The sequence below is a fragment of the Citrobacter sp. wls717 genome, from assembly GCF_005280955.1.
GTDB lineage: Bacteria > Pseudomonadota > Gammaproteobacteria > Enterobacterales > Enterobacteriaceae > Citrobacter > Citrobacter werkmanii.
This window is the reverse complement of the sequence record NZ_SZWW01000010.1, coordinates 115428-131093: the sequence shown is the minus strand read 5'-3', so window position 1 is coordinate 131093 and position 15666 is coordinate 115428. Positions and strand designations below refer to the sequence as shown.

Annotated in this window: 16 protein-coding genes; 4 read left to right on the top strand and 12 right to left on the bottom strand. The window is 53.7% G+C overall.

Translation table 11 applies throughout. The features are described from left to right. Window positions 1–35 precede the first annotated feature (35 nt). The 5 genes from FDX09_RS08520 to dapA all read right to left on the bottom strand — a co-directional run bounded on the left by FDX09_RS08520 (window position 36) and on the right by dapA (window position 5813). On the bottom strand, window positions 36–2051 hold the full coding sequence (locus tag FDX09_RS08520; protein WP_137347057.1) for a GNAT family N-acetyltransferase: 2016 nt from the start codon (window positions 2049–2051) through the stop codon (window positions 36–38). A gap of 15 nt (window positions 2052–2066) precedes the next feature. Beyond that, window positions 2067–2930 (bottom strand): neutral zinc metallopeptidase, encoded by an 864-nt coding sequence (locus tag FDX09_RS08515; RefSeq protein WP_085049253.1) that lies wholly within the window; start codon window positions 2928–2930, stop codon window positions 2067–2069. Window positions 2931–3058: 128 nt separating this feature from the next. After that, window positions 3059–3772: a phosphoribosylaminoimidazolesuccinocarboxamide synthase gene (gene purC, locus FDX09_RS08510; RefSeq protein WP_003835086.1), complete on the bottom strand. Its 714-nt coding sequence runs from the start codon at window positions 3770–3772 to the stop codon at window positions 3059–3061. Window positions 3773–3883: 111 nt separating this feature from the next. Beyond that, window positions 3884–4918: an outer membrane protein assembly factor BamC gene (gene bamC, locus FDX09_RS08505; RefSeq protein ID WP_038642564.1), complete on the bottom strand. Its 1035-nt coding sequence runs from the start codon at window positions 4916–4918 to the stop codon at window positions 3884–3886. Between the two features lie 16 nt (window positions 4919–4934). Then, on the bottom strand, window positions 4935–5813 hold the full coding sequence (gene dapA, locus FDX09_RS08500; protein WP_006683510.1) for a 4-hydroxy-tetrahydrodipicolinate synthase: 879 nt from the start codon (window positions 5811–5813) through the stop codon (window positions 4935–4937). 145 nt (window positions 5814–5958) lie between these two features. Between dapA and FDX09_RS08495 the strand changes: the two genes are divergently transcribed. Next, window positions 5959–6531 (top strand): glycine cleavage system transcriptional repressor, encoded by a 573-nt coding sequence (locus tag FDX09_RS08495; RefSeq protein ID WP_038642566.1) that lies wholly within the window; start codon window positions 5959–5961, stop codon window positions 6529–6531. Then, window positions 6531–7001, top strand: a complete 471-nt coding sequence (bcp, locus tag FDX09_RS08490) for a thioredoxin-dependent thiol peroxidase (protein ID WP_038642568.1) — start codon at window positions 6531–6533, stop codon at window positions 6999–7001. Before FDX09_RS08495 ends, bcp begins: the two co-directional genes overlap by 1 nt. A gap of 111 nt (window positions 7002–7112) precedes the next feature. Here the strand turns inward: bcp and iadA are convergent, their stop codons facing one another. From iadA to FDX09_RS08470, 4 genes are all read right to left on the bottom strand, one after another. Next, window positions 7113–8276 carry a beta-aspartyl-peptidase gene (gene iadA, locus FDX09_RS08485; protein WP_137347056.1) on the bottom strand — a complete coding sequence of 388 codons (1164 nt, stop codon included), beginning with the start codon at window positions 8274–8276 and terminating at the stop codon, window positions 7113–7115. Between the two features lie 11 nt (window positions 8277–8287). Continuing rightward, on the bottom strand, window positions 8288–8749 hold the full coding sequence (locus tag FDX09_RS08480) for a YjiG family protein (protein ID WP_137347055.1): 462 nt from the start codon (window positions 8747–8749) through the stop codon (window positions 8288–8290). A 1-nt stretch (window position 8750) separates the two neighbouring features. After that, a complete protein-coding gene (locus FDX09_RS08475; RefSeq protein WP_137347054.1) occupies window positions 8751–9410 on the bottom strand; it encodes a nucleoside recognition domain-containing protein in 660 nt (219 codons plus the stop codon). 166 nt (window positions 9411–9576) lie between these two features. Then, on the bottom strand, window positions 9577–10641 hold the full coding sequence (locus FDX09_RS08470) for an AI-2E family transporter (RefSeq protein WP_006683504.1): 1065 nt from the start codon (window positions 10639–10641) through the stop codon (window positions 9577–9579). A 226-nt stretch (window positions 10642–10867) separates the two neighbouring features. Between FDX09_RS08470 and bepA the strand changes: the two genes are divergently transcribed. Both bepA and arsC read left to right on the top strand, forming a co-directional pair. Beyond that, on the top strand, window positions 10868–12331 hold the full coding sequence (gene bepA, locus FDX09_RS08465; protein WP_087856423.1) for a beta-barrel assembly-enhancing protease: 1464 nt from the start codon (window positions 10868–10870) through the stop codon (window positions 12329–12331). A gap of 71 nt (window positions 12332–12402) precedes the next feature. Next, a complete protein-coding gene (gene arsC / locus FDX09_RS08460; RefSeq protein ID WP_003037937.1) occupies window positions 12403–12762 on the top strand; it encodes an arsenate reductase (glutaredoxin) in 360 nt (119 codons plus the stop codon). 34 nt (window positions 12763–12796) lie between these two features. Here the strand turns inward: arsC and FDX09_RS08455 are convergent, their stop codons facing one another. The 3 genes from FDX09_RS08455 to upp all read right to left on the bottom strand — a co-directional run bounded on the left by FDX09_RS08455 (window position 12797) and on the right by upp (window position 15606). After that, complete coding sequence (locus FDX09_RS08455) at window positions 12797–13498, bottom strand: DnaA inactivator Hda (protein WP_211924219.1); 702 nt, start codon at window positions 13496–13498, stop codon at window positions 12797–12799. Window positions 13499–13593: 95 nt separating this feature from the next. Then, entirely contained in the window at window positions 13594–14883 is a 1290-nt protein-coding gene (uraA, locus tag FDX09_RS08450; RefSeq protein ID WP_038642578.1) for a uracil permease, read from the bottom strand. A gap of 96 nt (window positions 14884–14979) precedes the next feature. Beyond that, window positions 14980–15606 (bottom strand): uracil phosphoribosyltransferase, encoded by a 627-nt coding sequence (gene upp, locus FDX09_RS08445; protein WP_038642580.1) that lies wholly within the window; start codon window positions 15604–15606, stop codon window positions 14980–14982. Window positions 15607–15666 lie beyond the last annotated feature (60 nt).

Here is a 15666-nt window from a genome sequence, read left to right as displayed (position 1 = left end):
TTAACCGCAATGACCATGTCAGTAAATTGAAGAAGTTAGTGAAAATTTTGCCATTGCATAATGCGATTTTGTAGCCGCTGTATACGTTCAGCATCCAACTGTTTCAGCGCCTGCGCCGCCTCGGCCCGTTGAACGACCAGCAGTGCTTTACGCCCGGGGATCTTCAACTGCTGGCACAATTCGACATCGCTGCGTTTAGCCTGTAAGCGCCCCCGCAAGGCCGGGAGAGGTAACTCGCTGTGCTGAAGCAGACGAGTCAGACAGCCAAGCGACGTCAGTAATGGCCGATGGGCGAAGGCAAATCCCGCCAGATCATTCCAGTCATCTTCATTAAGCGTAGACTCTTTCAACGGGTCCAGCGGAATGCCCTCACCGTTCCACTGCGTAAGGATCTCCGCATCGCGACGCAGACGCAGGTGTTCGCGCCCGGCGAGGCGTTTTCCCGCTTCGCTAATAGGCAGTAACGCCATGGCGGTATAGCACCCGCTGCTGGCTTCGCGGTGATTGCCCATTCGCACCAGAACAAAACCACAGCGCTGCCAGAAACGCCAGAGTTCGACCGTATACCCAAAACTGACGGACAGATAGTCACACTGCGTGGAGTAACGCCGGGCCTGCATTATCAACTGCTGCCCGATACCTTCTCGCTGGCGAGCAGGATGAACCGCAATTCGGCTTACCCGCCGTCCAATGAGCGTTGCCGCCAACGGATCACCGCCGTGCGCCGCCAGTGACTGTGCAACCAGATTTCCTCGTGGTCGGCGATATCCTGCCCAAACGGCCTGGCTTAATTCTGCAGACAGTCCCCCTTCATCCACCAACCAGACGGCGCCCGCCACCGAGTCTGCACACGATGCCTGAAGGAAATGCTGGCCAGGCGCGTCCATCATTCGCCGCAGATCCAGTGGCGAAGTGCGATAGTGCGCCCCGGAAAGCAGTTGATATACCGCAACCGGCAGCGCCGGGTTGTCATGCCAGGACTGTTGTCCAAATGCACTGAAATGGAGATCGCCCGACGGGGCATGCGTAAACGTTTCGTCGTCAAACAGCAGCGCATCGCTGACGATTTTCTCCAGCGGACATCCCAGCGCCCAGCGTACGGGCTGTTGTAACTCAAAACGTCGAAGATGGGGAAAGCGGGCGCAGAATTTCAACAAGAAGCCTCTGCCGGTTCCCTCATAGCCCTGAACGGTGGTGGTTAATAGCGTGCGGGGAAAACGCGCGACTAACTGATGCAGTAGCGGCGCGGGGATTGCGGCGGCTTCATCAACGATAAGCCAGTCTGCGGTTGCAGAACTGCTTAACAACGCGTCCGGGGCCATAAAGCGGTAACGTTCTGCGGCAAATTGCGCCAGCACATCGGTTGCCGCTTTGGCTGGCGCGGTAACAATAGCAGTCCCGTTGATACGTGCAATCAGTTGCCCCGCCAGCGCAGATTTTCCCCGACCACGCGCCGCCGTCACGACAACCACGCCAGAAGGCATAGTCAGTAACTGCGCTAAAATCAGCGCCTGTTCAGGCTGAGGTTCACCGGTTGCCGCGTGCCAGTCGGCGCGAGCAGCAAAATGGGGATATGTAGCAGGCTGATGCTGCTGCCAGTGCAAAGCCTGTCCATCACGGGAAATGACCCGTTTGACGTGTTCAACAAAATGCGGCGTTGGAATCGGGTCAGCGCAGTCACTCCAGCGCAGTGAATCCGCGTCAGGATGCGTGTGCCAGCTATGCCAGGGGGGAGTCAGCAACACCAGCCAGCTGCCGGCGATCAGCGTGCCGCTTAAGGCGGCAAACGCCGCAGCGTCAAATCCCCGCCCGGCGTCAAAAACCGCATGATGGAATTCGCGCCCTAGTAACGTTTGCAGCGCCTGCGGCGTACAGTTCGGTTCAGCAGGGGCTTGCGCCCCTACCCATAGCCAGTCACCGGGTAACGCGTTGCGTAGCGCTAACGCTTGCGCCTGACGCCAGCTATTCTCGCCGCTGATAACCAACAGACGGCGGATGCCTTCGCGGGTCATCTGTTCAGTTAACGCCCTCAGCGTCGTGTTATCAGACATCCCTGCCTCTGTCTCTTAAATGCCTTTTCCAAAAGTATTGCACTGCCCCGGATCGCCGCTGTCAAAGCCACGTTTGAACCAGGTAAAGCGCTGTTCAGAGGTTCCGTGGGTAAAGCTGTCCGGTACAACGCGGCCTTGTCCTTGCTGCTGCAAGCGATCGTCACCAATAGCTTGCGCGGCGTTCAGCGCCTCTTCCAGATCGCCGGACTCCAGCACGCCCTGCTGCTGCATACTATGGCCCCAGACGCCGGCAAAGCAATCCGCCTGCAGTTCCATACGCACGGAAAGACGGTTCACTTCAGCCTGTGAGGCATTCTGTTGCATCTGACGAACTTTCGGTTCAATACCCAGCAGTTTCTGCACGTGGTGGCCCACTTCATGGGCGATAACATAGCCCTGAGCAAAATCACCATCGGCGCCCAGCTTGTTTTTCATATCGTCGTAGAAGGAGAGGTCGATGTACACGGTGCCATCCGCCGGGCAGTAAAACGGGCCCATCACGGACTGGCCTGCGCCGCATCCGGTACGCGTAGCGCCCCGATACATCACCAGCTTCGGCTGTTGATAGGTCCGGCCCATTTTTTCAAACTGCTGTCCCCAGGTATCCTCCGTGGTGGCCAGAATCACCGAGGTAAATTTTGCCGCTTCATCATCATTTGGGCTGATGGAGTGTGATGATTGCTGTTGGGAAACGGGTTGACCGGTCATTAATCCGGTGAGATCCACGCCATAATAACCTGCGACCAGCACCACTATCAGCAGGATGATGCCGCCTTTACCACTGGGCAAACGAAAACCAGGCCCGCCCATAGAAGGGCCGCCAGAGCTGTTTCGTCTGTCTTCTACATTGTCACTTTCACGACGCCCTTGCCAGCGCATAATCACCTCAACTTTTTATTCATTATGATGATGATCGTAGGCGGTTCGGAACAGGATTACCATAAGAAACAGTAATCAAAATCGGCGAGATTGATGAGCCGGTGAGCGATCGCCGGCTCAAAGGGGAATTAGTCTAACTTGACACCCAGGCGATGCGCGACGGCTTCATAGGCTTCGATCAGACCGCCCAGGCTCTGGCGGAAGCGATCTTTGTCCATTTTATCCAGCGTTTCTTTGTCCCACAGACGGCTACCGTCCGGTGAGAATTCATCACCCAGCACCACTTCACCTTTATACAAGCCAAACTCAAGTTTGAAATCGACCAGAATCAGGCCCGCATCATCGAACATCTTTTTCAGCACGTCGTTAGCTTTGTAGGTCAGCTCTTTCATACGCGCCAGATTCTCTTTGCTCACCCAACCAAAAGTTTCGCAATAGGAATCGTTAATCATTGGATCGTGCATAGCATCGTTTTTCAGGAACAGATCAAACAGCGGCGGATTCAGTTCAATACCTTCCTCAACGCCTAAACGCTTAACCAGTGAGCCCGCCGCGCGGTTACGCACCACACATTCAACCGGTACCATCTCCAGTTTTTTCACCAGACATTCGGTATCGGAAAGCAGTCGCTCCATCTGGGTAGGAATGCCCGCTTCTTGCAGTTTAGTCATAATGAAATGGTTGAACTTATTATTCACCATGCCTTTACGGTCAAACTGTTCAATGCGCGCGCCATCCCCTGCTGACGTATCATTGCGGAATTCGAGCACCAACAGGTCCGGGTTTTCCGTGCTGTATACGGTCTTCGCTTTACCACGATACAACTCAGCTTGCTTTTGCATCTTTATTACTCCTGGGTGTGAATTAACGATAAATATTGCGTTTTTCTGCCGACGCACACGTTTGCGTATCATATCAGAAAAAAAGGGCTGGAGTTATCCAGCCCTTCATTTTTACTTACTGAACGCTGCCTGGAAGACGGCGACCAGCGCGTCGTTCTGGCTTTGCGTCAGGGTATGCCCCTTCGGATCGATAAACTGCATACTACTGCGGTTATCTAAATCACCGACCTGCAGTTTATAGTCGCCAGACACTAAACCTGGATCGCTTGCGCCCAGTTCCTGCCAGCTGCTATCAGACAGTGGTTTGTAGGTCACGGCGATGCTACCCTGAGAACGGGTGCTGTCGGTCACTTTCATGCCCACTTTCTCAAGCGCTGCCGGCAGACGCTGCCACACCACGTTGAACGGTCCACGCACCACCAGCATTGGTAAACCAGTGTCGTCGGCGGCGCTCTGAACATCCATGGTTGCTGCAGAGCGGTTCTGCGCGGCATTCGCAGCATCTGTGGCGTTCTTATCCAGACCAGCAGAGATGACGTTCATCATCTCAGCGCTGTAACGCTGCATAGATGCCGCATCGGCTACAGGTTTACCCGCCTGCTCGAGGTTAGTCAGTTTCACCGTTACCGCTTGCTGATAGCCCTGCGGTTTAACCGAGATTTGATAACGTCCACGGTACTGCTCGTCTTCATCCAGACGGTTCCAGTCAACCCAGTCGGTGGTCAACGTCTGGCTGGCATCATCACGCTTAGCGATCGTGTAGTTTTTAGACTGAATGACGCTAACGACCTGTGGCCACAGCGTGTTGCCACGACCATTTTCCACCAGTAATGTCGACGTATCACCTGCGATCTGGGTACGAGCGCCAGTGACTAACGCTAACGGCTGGGCCGGTGGGCGAATATCCAGCGCTTTACCCACGGCACCGCTACCGTTGGTTACCGGGATATTATAATCACCTGACATAACCGGCAGAATCATCCCAGCTGGCGCATGAAGCTCAGCAAGCGGTGCGGCCTCCAGATAGGATTCATCACCGCTCACCTGGCGCTTATAGCGCGAGTCAGAACTACAGGCCGCGAGCAACATAACAAGCGAAACACCCGCAACCTTGGCCAGGCGCGACTTTTGTACTGAGTAAGCCATCAAATCTCCCTAAACTTTACAGCAAACCGGCATGCTTAAGCGCCGCCTTGACGATTTCACGAGCATTGTCCGTGATTGGCGTCATCGGCAGACGCAGCGTATCGGTCGCCACAAGTCCCAACTCCTTACATGCCCATTTCACTGGGATAGGATTGGGTTCGACAAAAAGTTTGTTGTGTAACGGCATCAGACGCTGGTTAATTACCCGCGCCTCGGCAAAATGCCCTGCAGCCGCCAGTTTGCACATTTCAGCCATGTCACGCGCCGCAACGTTAGACGTTACGGAAATCACGCCATGACCACCGAGCTGCATAAAATCCAGTCCGGTCGCGTCATCACCGCTGAGCAGAATGAAGTCGTCTGAAACCAGCTCTTTGATCTGGTGAACGCGACTTAAGTTCCCCGTGGCCTCTTTAATAGCGATAATATTTTTTACTTTCGCCAGACGGCCAACGGTTTCTGGCAGCATATCGCAGCCAGTACGGGACGGCACATTATACAGAATTTGCGGCAGGTCAGTATGTTCAGCGATGGCTTTGAAATGCTGGAACAAACCTTCCTGGGTTGGGCGGTTGTAATACGGCGTCACCGTCAGGCAGCCGACAACACCGCTATCGTTGAAACGCTGCGTCAGACTAATGGCTTCTGCGGTCGCATTGGCGCCCGTTCCGGCAATTACCGGAATACGCCCGTCGGCCAGCTCCAGCGTCATCATCACCACATCGCCATGTTCATCATGACTCAGGGTGGCAGACTCACCGGTGGTGCCAACCGAAACGATCGCCGAGGTGCCGCTGGCGACATGATAATCAATCAGTTTTTTCAGGCTCGACCGGCAGACTTTACCTTTCTCATCCATCGGCGTAACAAGCGCGACAATACTTCCCGTGAACATGGGCCATCCTCTGTGCAAACAAGTGTCTCAATGGTACGTTTGGTACGACAATAAAAGCAAGCGACCAGAGCCGTTCTGATTGTTGTATGCATGTTTTTTTTATGCTTTCCTTATGATTACCTCACCGCTCAAAGGAAGAACAGGTTTGACATCGTCATCGCAACACTATCTGGTCATTACTGCGCTGGGTGCCGACCGCCCAGGAATTGTGAACACCATCACGCGTCATGTCAGCAGTTGCGGCTGTAATATCGAAGACAGCCGACTGGCGATGCTGGGTGACGAATTCACATTTATCATGCTGCTGTCAGGCACCTGGAATGCCATCACCCTGATTGAATCAACCTTGCCGTTGAAAGGCGCTGAGCTGGATTTATTGATTGTGATGAAGCGCACGACTGCGCGTCCCCGCCCAGCAATGCCCGCCACGGTATGGGTGCAGGTCGATGTCCCCGATTCTCCACATTTGATTGAACGCTTTACCGCCCTGTTTGATAGCCACCAAATGAATATTGCGGAACTGGTTTCACGCACGCAACCGGCTGAGAATGGAAAGACGGCGCAGTTGTTTATTCAAATTACCGCACATAGTCCTGCGTCACATGACGCGGCAAATATTGAAGATGCGTTTAAAGCACTCTGTACAGAACTCAATGCGCAAGGCAGTATTAACGTCGTCAATTACTCACAGCATGATGAACAGGATGGAGTTAAGTAATGAACCCACTGAAAGCCGGTGATATCGCACCGAAATTTAGCTTGCCGGATCAAGACGGAGAACAAGTAAATTTAACCGACTTCCAGGGACAGCGTGTTCTGGTTTATTTTTACCCGAAAGCCATGACACCCGGCTGTACCGTACAGGCCTGCGGCCTGCGCGATAACATGGATGAGTTAAAAAAAGCAGGTGTTGAAGTGCTGGGAATCAGCACCGATAAACCGGAAAAACTTTCCCGATTCGCGGAGAAAGAAGTTCTTAACTTCACGCTCTTGTCCGACGAAGATCATCAGGTTTGCGAGCAGTTCGGCGTCTGGGGTGAGAAGTCATTTATGGGCAAAACCTACGATGGCATCCACCGCATCAGCTTCCTGATTGATGCTGAAGGGAAAATTGAGCATGTGTTTGATAACTTCAAAACCAGCAATCACCACGACGTGGTAATGAACTGGCTGAAAGAGAACGCCTGATTCACGTTTTTCTGAAAAAAAGCCTGATGGCGCTTCGCTTATCAGGCCTACAGTTTGCACACTTTGTAGGCCTGATAAGGCGTTTACGCCGCCATCCGGCATCAACCTCGGTTATTCAAACGTCCCTTTGACGCAGGCTTTTTTCTCTCTGACTACCGCTTTTCCCTTCGCCCACAGGTGATTCACCTCCAGCGCGTCGTTCAGCACCAGAATATCCGCATCGCATCCCACAGCCAGACGCCCTTTATGCTCCAGCCCTAAAAATTCTGCCACCGTACGCGTCAGCGGACACAGCGCCTGTTCCAGCGGTATAGCATGAACCTTCACCAACTGGCGCACCGTTTCCGCCAGTGATTCAAACCCCGCGACGCCAATCCCGGTGAGATTACCTGACTCATCAAATTCCGGTTGGCTGCCGTTGCCGTCCGAGCTCAGGGTAATGCGCGACAGCGGCACATTTTGGCGCAGCGCCGTGGCAATAGCCGTGGCCGGATCAACAGGCTCATCAATGCTGCTGGTAATATCGATAAAACCGCCTTTGCGGGCATACTCCAGTGCCGCCTGGAACAGGGGTTCCGCACGATTAACGTGAGTCGGCAACAGTTTAGTTATCGGCACGTCGCAGTTTTCAAGGATCTGATATAACGGTTCCAGCATGTGCGGGCTGTCGCCCATATGGAAAACGCTGATCCCCGGTTTGCGTCCTAACAATCCACCGACGCGCGACTGCGCCGCCATGTTCGCCAGTGCCTGGGTATCTGGTGCTGAAGAACGATGGTCCGAAATCGCACACTTCACGCCAATCACTTTATCGATCAGCGCCACGTCGCGATCGATGCTGCCGGTGATAGTCGGGGAAGGCAGAGAATACGCTCCGGTCAGCATCCAGGCGCTGATACCTTCAAACTCCAGCGCGCGGGTTTTCGCCAGCAGCGACTCCGGATGACGGGTAATACCATCTGTACCCAGTAATCCCACCACCGAAGTGACGCCAGCTTCAACCAGCCGTGACAAACGCACTTCCGGCGTGCGGGTGTGCGGCCCCGCTTCACCGCCACCGCCAATCAAATGGACGTGCTGATCGATAAACCCCGGGCACACAATCGCGCCGTCCAGATTGACGCACTCGCAGCCGGGAAAGTCTTCAGGAGAAATCGACGGCGCGATGGCAACAATTTTGCTGCCGGATACCAGTATATCCTGTCGCCCTAAATCTTCCGGCGCGTACACATGTCCCTGCTGGAACAATGTCAAATTAAGAATTGAACAGTTCATAACCTTCCTTGTCAGGCAATAACCTGCATGACCCAAATAGAGAGCAGTGCATTAATGACGCACACCGCAATAATAAGCGGATAGTAACGAGGATGGACCCCCGCACTCCCCAAACAACGTCCCACATTTTGCACCGGATTACCCATCAGGTAGATAGCGGGTAATAATACCGTGGCATCATGTCCCGAAAGCGTACCGGCAACAACCAGGCTGGCGCAAACACCGACGCCGCCTCCCATACTCATGACCGCCGCCAGAAGGACGGTGGCAGATTCTCCCGGCAGCCCCCATAACGCCATCACGGGCTCACATACCCACCCGACAATCTCGAGCAGCCCCGTTACTTTCAGCGCCTGGATAATCACAAACGCCATCACCACGTTCGGTAACAGGCTGGTTGTTGCTATGGTAAACCCCCGCCGTGCGCCATTGATAAACATATCCATGACGTTTTTACGTACCTGCGTTGTCATCTCAGGCCTCCTGCTGCGTACGGCGATTTTCCAACTGCGCAATCCATAAGCGCAGCAGGTTAGCCCCCACAAATTTGAACACGAGGATCACCGCCAGCGGCGTAATCACCGGAACGGTAACCATCGTAAACAGCGCGGCCCCTGAGGAAAAATAGTTGGTAATACAGGCGCTGCCGCTGGTTTGCCAGCAGGCAAAAACGGCACGTTCCTGTTCAGTGATAATGCCCTCTTCAGCCATTTCTTTCGTCATCCCGGCTGCGGCATCGGTATTTTGCAAATTCGCAATCAGCGCCAGCGAACAAACACCTGGAATTCCGAGCAACGGGCGCAGGACTGGCGTCATTAACTGTTGTGCGGCGCGCAATCCACCTAACCCTTCGGTGACGGAGATAATCCCCAGAGAAAGAATGACGGAAGGCGCCAGCTCCAGTGCGAATAAAAAGCCATCTTTAGCGCCCATGCCACCCGTGCCGCGAAAAGAGATCGCCGTATCGCCTGCCGCATTAACCTTCCCAAACGCACCGTTAAGGACGGTGAAGTCAAATACCCGCCACCATTCGGTACTTTTCGCAAACATGCCGGAAAAAAGAATAATTGTAATAAAAAAAGCGAGATAATCGCCCCATCCCACCTTTTGCTGCGTGTGTGTGTTGTGACCCATGTTGTTCTCCTGTTGGTCTTATTCCTTGCGTGACGAAAAGACATCACGCGGGTCAAGTTAAAGACAAACGCGGAGAAAAACGACACCAGAGGAGATTATTCAGAAAGTGTGGATAGAGGTCAGACAAGTTCAGCTCCGGCGACATTGCATCGCCGGAGTTTGCAGATTAAGGTTCGTCAACGGCCTGACCATCAGGCCAGGCATGCATGACGGCTTTGATAAGCGTCGCCAGAGGAATCGCAAAGAATACGCCCCAGAATCCCCACAGCCCGCCAAAAATAACGACCGACAGAATAATCACCAGCGGGTGCAGATTAACGGCCTCGGAGAACAGTACCGGGACCAGCAGATTACCGTCCAGCGCCTGGATTATCAGGTACACGGCAAAGCAGCTCCAGAACTCGGTGCCAAGCCCGAACTGGAACAACGCCACTCCGACGACCGGAATCGTCACCACAAAAGCGCCGATATACGGGATCAAAACCGAGAACCCCACCAGCACCGCCAATAGCAGAGAATAGTTGAGGCCAAACAGCAGGAAGCCGAGCCAGGTCGCCACGCCAACCACCACCATTTCCAGCACCTTTCCGCGGATATAGTTGGTGATTTGCTGATTCATCTCTTTCCATACCTGTCCCGCCAGTCCGCGATTACGCGGCAGTACCCGACGCACGGCGTTCAGCATCTGACCTTTATCTTTGATCAGGAAGAATACCATCAACGGGACAAGCACCAGATAGACCGCCAGCGTCAGCAATCCGACCAGAGAGGCTAACGAATATTTCACCACCGAATCGCCCATGGTGAGCATCCGCGAGCGCATATTCTCCGCCATCGCATCAATAATGCCCGCATCCATCAGCGCCGGATAACGTCGTGGCAAAGTGGCGGCAAAATCAGATAATTTATTGAGCATACCGGGCATATCGCGGATCAGGTAAATCCCCTGCTGCCATGCGACGGGCATCACCACAAACGCCATCAGCAGCAAAATACCGACAAACACCACCAGCACGATTGATGTCGCCCAGCGCCGTGAACAGCCGATATGTTCCAGCCGTACAGTCGGCCATTCGAGCAGGTACGCCAGCACAATGGCGACCAACAGCGGCGCCAAAAGACCGCTAAAGAAGAACAGGATGCCAAAACCGGCAACCAGAATAATTAGCAGGGCGATGGCCTCGGGGTCGCTAAAGCGGCGGCGATACCATTGCATCAACATTTCGAGCATAAAACCCTTCCATGAACCCAATAGCGGGATTGCGATCCCGAATTGTATCGAAATGTCACAAAAAAGACTTCGCTTTTTATGGCTGATTACGCAAAGTGAAAAGACATTTTTCCTGGGTGTTCATCGTCAGGTTTCACAGTTACACTCCCTAAGCTTGCGGAGTGTGAACGATACTTCACGGCATTGGTCAAATGGCTATCTCAAAAAAGAATACAGGACAGAGGTTATGTTCAGGCAGTTGAAAAAAAACCTGGTTGCTACCCTCATTGCCGCACTGACCATCGGTCAGGTTGCGCCCGCATTTGCTGACCCCGCGGACACCCTGCCTGATATGGGAACCTCGGCAGGGAGTACCCTTTCCATAGGACAGGAAATGCAGATGGGCGATTTTTATGTACGCCAGCTGCGGGGCAGCGCGCCGTTAATTAACGATCCGTTGCTGACCCAATATATTAATAGTCTGGGGATGCGTTTAGTTGCACACGCCGACTCGGTAAAAACGCCCTTCACCTTCTTTTTAATCAACAACGATGAAATTAACGCCTTTGCCTTCTTTGGCGGTAACGTTGTTTTGCACTCCGCACTGTTCCGCTATTCCGATAACGAAAGCCAACTGGCATCGGTTATGGCGCACGAAATTTCCCACGTCACGCAGCGTCACCTGGCGCGAGCGATGGAAGATCAGAAACGCAGCGCCCCGCTAACGTGGGTCGGTGCGTTAGGATCCATTTTATTGGCGATGGCCAGTCCCCAGGCGGGTATGGCGGCGCTGACCGGTACGCTGGCGGGTACGCGCCAGGGAATGATCAGCTTTACGCAGCAAAACGAACAGGAAGCGGACCGCATCGGTATTCAGGTACTGCAACGTTCGGGATTCGATCCCCAGGCCATGCCGACGTTCCTGGAAAAACTGCTCGATCAGGCCCGTTACTCTTCGCGTCCACCGGAAATTTTGCTGACCCACCCCCTGCCAGAAAGCCGTCTGGCAGATGCGCGTAACCGCGCCAACCAGATGCGCCCGGTCGTCGTCCAGTCTTCAGAAGATTTTTATCTGGCCAAGGCGCGAACCTTAGGCATGTATAACTCTGGTCGCAACCAGTTGACCGATGACTTGCTGAGTAACTGGTCGAAAGGCAACGTACGCGAGCAACGTGCGGCGCAGTATGGCCGGGCGTTGCAGGCAATGGAGGCCAGTAAATACGACGAGGCGCGTAAAGCGCTGCAACCATTGCTGACGGCCGAACCAAACAATGCCTGGTATCTTGACCTGGCAACGGATATCGATCTCGGCCAGAAGAAAACCGGCGACGCGATTAATCGCCTTAAAAATGCTCGAGACCTGCGAGTCAACCCGGTACTGCAGCTCAATCTGGCAAATGCGTATTTACAGGGCGGACAAGCCAAAGAAGCAGCCAATATCCTGAATCGTTATACGTTTAACCATAAGGATGACCCTAACGGCTGGGATTTGTTAGCGCAAACGGAGGCTGCTCTCGGTAACCGCGATCAGGAACTGGCTGCCCGTGCGGAAGGGTATGCCCTTGCAGGGCGTCTTGACCAGGCGATTTCGATGCTCAGCAGCGCAAGTTCGCAGGTCAAACTGGGAAGCCAGCAGCAGGCCAGATACGATGCCCGTATCGACCAGTTGCGCCAGTTGCAAGAACGTTTTAAACCGTATACGAAGATGTAATTATCGAACTCTTGCCGGATGGCGATGCTGTAGCGTCGCCATCCGGCAGTATTGTTATGCAAGGAGAAGTCATGTCAGACGCGATTAAAATCTACCATAACCCACGTTGTTCCAAGAGCCGCGAAACGCTGGAATTGCTGAAGTCCAACGGCGTGGACCCGGAAGTAGTACTGTATCTGGAAACGCCAGCAGACGCCGCAACCTTGCGTGAACTGCTGCAGATGCTGGGCATGTCCAGCGCGCGCGAACTGATGCGCCAGAAAGAAGATCTCTACAAGTCGCTTAACCTGGCGGACAAGAATTTGAGTGAAGATGCGCTGATTCAGGCCATGGTTGAAAATCCGAAACTGATGGAGCGCCCCATTGTGGTTGCCAAAGGCCAGGCGCGGATCGGACGTCCGCCGGAGCAGGTACTGGAAATCGTCGGTTAACCTGAAATCGCCACACTCTTTTCGGCTGCGGCGTTTACAGTTTCAAAATCTCTTTTACGAACGGAATGGTCAGCTTACGCTGGGCGGTGATCGATGCGTGATCAAGCTGATCCAACGTCATAAACAGCGTACGCATTTCCCGATCCAGACGTTTAAGCAGGAAACGTCCCACATCTTCCGGCAGTTCAAACCCACGAAGCCTGGCGCGTAATTGTAGCGCCTGCAGCTTATCTTCATCGGAAAGCGGCTGCAGCTTGTAGATCTGTCCCCAGTCCAGGCGCGAGGCGAGATCCGGTAACCCCAGATTGAGCTGCCTTGGCGGGCGATCGCCGGTGATCAGCAGACGCGTTTTCCCAGACTCCAGTATACGGTTGTAGAGATCAAAGATTGCCATTTCCCACAGCGAATCACCGGCCACACATTCGATATTATCGATGCATACCAGCGATAAATGCTCCATACCGTCGAGCACCTCGGGAACAAACCAGGTGCGCTTATCGAGCGGCACGTAGCCTACCGCATCGCCGCGCGCAGACAGTTCCGCACAGGCTGCATGCAGCAAATGACTACGGCCAGCGCCTTCACGCGACCAGAGATAAATATACCCGCTATGTTCCTGACGCAGCACGTTTTGCAGTGCAGCCAGTAAAGAGGAGTTATCCCCCGGCCAGAAACTTGCAAACGTTTCGTCGTCAGGAAGATAAAGTGGCAAAGAGAGCTGTGCCGGTGTGTTCAGAGATACCTCAACCCAGGATTTCATAAAATCGCGTTGAGTTTAACACAGAAATGCGTCGCGATAGAACCGGGCAGCGATGCCGCCCGGTCAGAGACTTACTGTTGCGGGCTGTCTGCATCTTTTGCGTCGAGCACCACTTCTTCCGGACGCAGCAGGCTGATGACTTTAAAAATCAGGCTCAGGCAGACACCGACGATGGTCGCCAGCGCCATGCCTTTCAGCTCTGCGGCGCCAATGTGAACTTTCGCGCCACTCACGCCAATGATCAAAATGACCGAGGTCAGGATCAGGTTCTGAGCTTTGTTGTAGTCAACTTTTGATTCGATCAGTACGCGAATACCGGAAGCACCAATCACGCCATACAGTAACAACGATACGCCGCCCATGACTGGCAGCGGGATGATTTGGATCGCCGCCGCCAGCTTGCCTACACAGGAGAGCAGGATGGCAAAAATCGCGGCGCCGCCAATAACCCAGGTACTGTAAACGCGGGTAATCGCCATTACGCCGATGTTTTCGCCATACGTGGTGTTCGGCGTAGAGCCGAAGAAACCGGAGATAACCGTAGACAGGCCGTTGGCGAACATAGAACGATGCAAACCAGGATCGCGAATCAAATCTTTTTTCACGATATTTGCCGTCACTACCAGGTGTCCGACGTGTTCAGCGATAACCACCAGCGCAGCAGGCAAGATGGTCAGAATAGCAACCCATTCAAAACGCGGCGTGTAGAGAGTCGGCAGCGCAAACCAGTGCGCCTGGGCAATCGGCGTAGTGTCCACAACGCCCATCACGAAAGAGAGCGCATAACCGGCCAGCACCCCAATCAGAATCGGGATAATCGCCATAAAACCGCGGAACAGTACGGAGCCAAATACCGTCACCGCCAGCGTCACCATCGAGATGATGATGGTTTTCGAATCCGGTAATTGCCCTTCAGCAGGCAGTAATCCCGCCATGCCCGCAGCAACACCTGCCAGCTCCAGGCCGATGACGGCAACGATTGCGCCCATCGCCGCCGGAGGGAACATCACATCCAGCCAGCCGGTGCCTGCTTTCTTAACGATGAAAGAAACCAGGCAGAACAGGACGCCGCACATAATGAAACCGCCCAGCGCCACTTCATAACCTAACGGCAGCAGCAGCAGCACCGGAGAAATAAACGCAAAGCTGGAACCGAGATACGCGGGAATTTTACCCTTACAGATAAAGAGATACAGCAACGTACCAATGCCGTTAAACAGCAAAACGGTAGCCGGGTTGATGTGGAACAGAACTGGCACCAGTACCGTAGCGCCAAACATGGCGAACAGGTGCTGCAAACTAAGCGGGATTGTCTGTAAAAGCGGCGGTCTTTCACTTACCCCGATAGCACGGCGCGTCATAGTGTTTTCCTCTGAGTGTTGTTTGTTATTAGCGATTAGGTTGTTGTATTCAAAAAAAAGCCGACTCTTAAAGTCGGCTTCTTTTCACTTATTCGTTTACTTGGTACCAAAAATCTTATCGCCAGCATCGCCAAGCCCCGGAATAATGTATCCGTGCTCGTTCAGTCCCTGATCGATGGAGGCCGTGTACAGCTCAACATCCGGGTGCGCTTTTTCCAGCGCCGCGATACCTTCCGGCGCAGCAACCAGCACCAGCACTTTAATGCTGGTGCAGCCAGCATTTTTCAGCAGGTCGATGGTGGCGATAACGGAACCGCCGGTCGCCAGCATCGGGTCTACGATCAGCGCCATACGCTCATCGATGTTAGAAACCAGCTTCTGGAAATACGGAACCGGCTCCAGCGTTTCTTCGTTACGGTACATACCGACAACGCTGATACGCGCGCTCGGAACGTTTTCCAGTACGCCTTCCATCATGCCCAGACCGGCACGCAGGATTGGCACAACGGTGATTTTTTTACCTTTGATTTGGTCTACTTCAACCGGACCGTTCCAGCCCTCAATGGTCACCTTTTCGGTTTCCAGATCAGCGGTTGCTTCATAAGTCAGCAGGCTGCCAACTTCCGAGGCGAGTTCACGAAAGCGTTTAGTGCTGATATCGTTTTCACGCATCAGTCCCAGCTTGTGTTTGACGAGTGGGTGTTTGACTTCCACGATCTTCATACTCTTCTCCTTTCCTCAGACGAGTGGCAACCACAAAAAAAATCGCCGGATTATACCGCT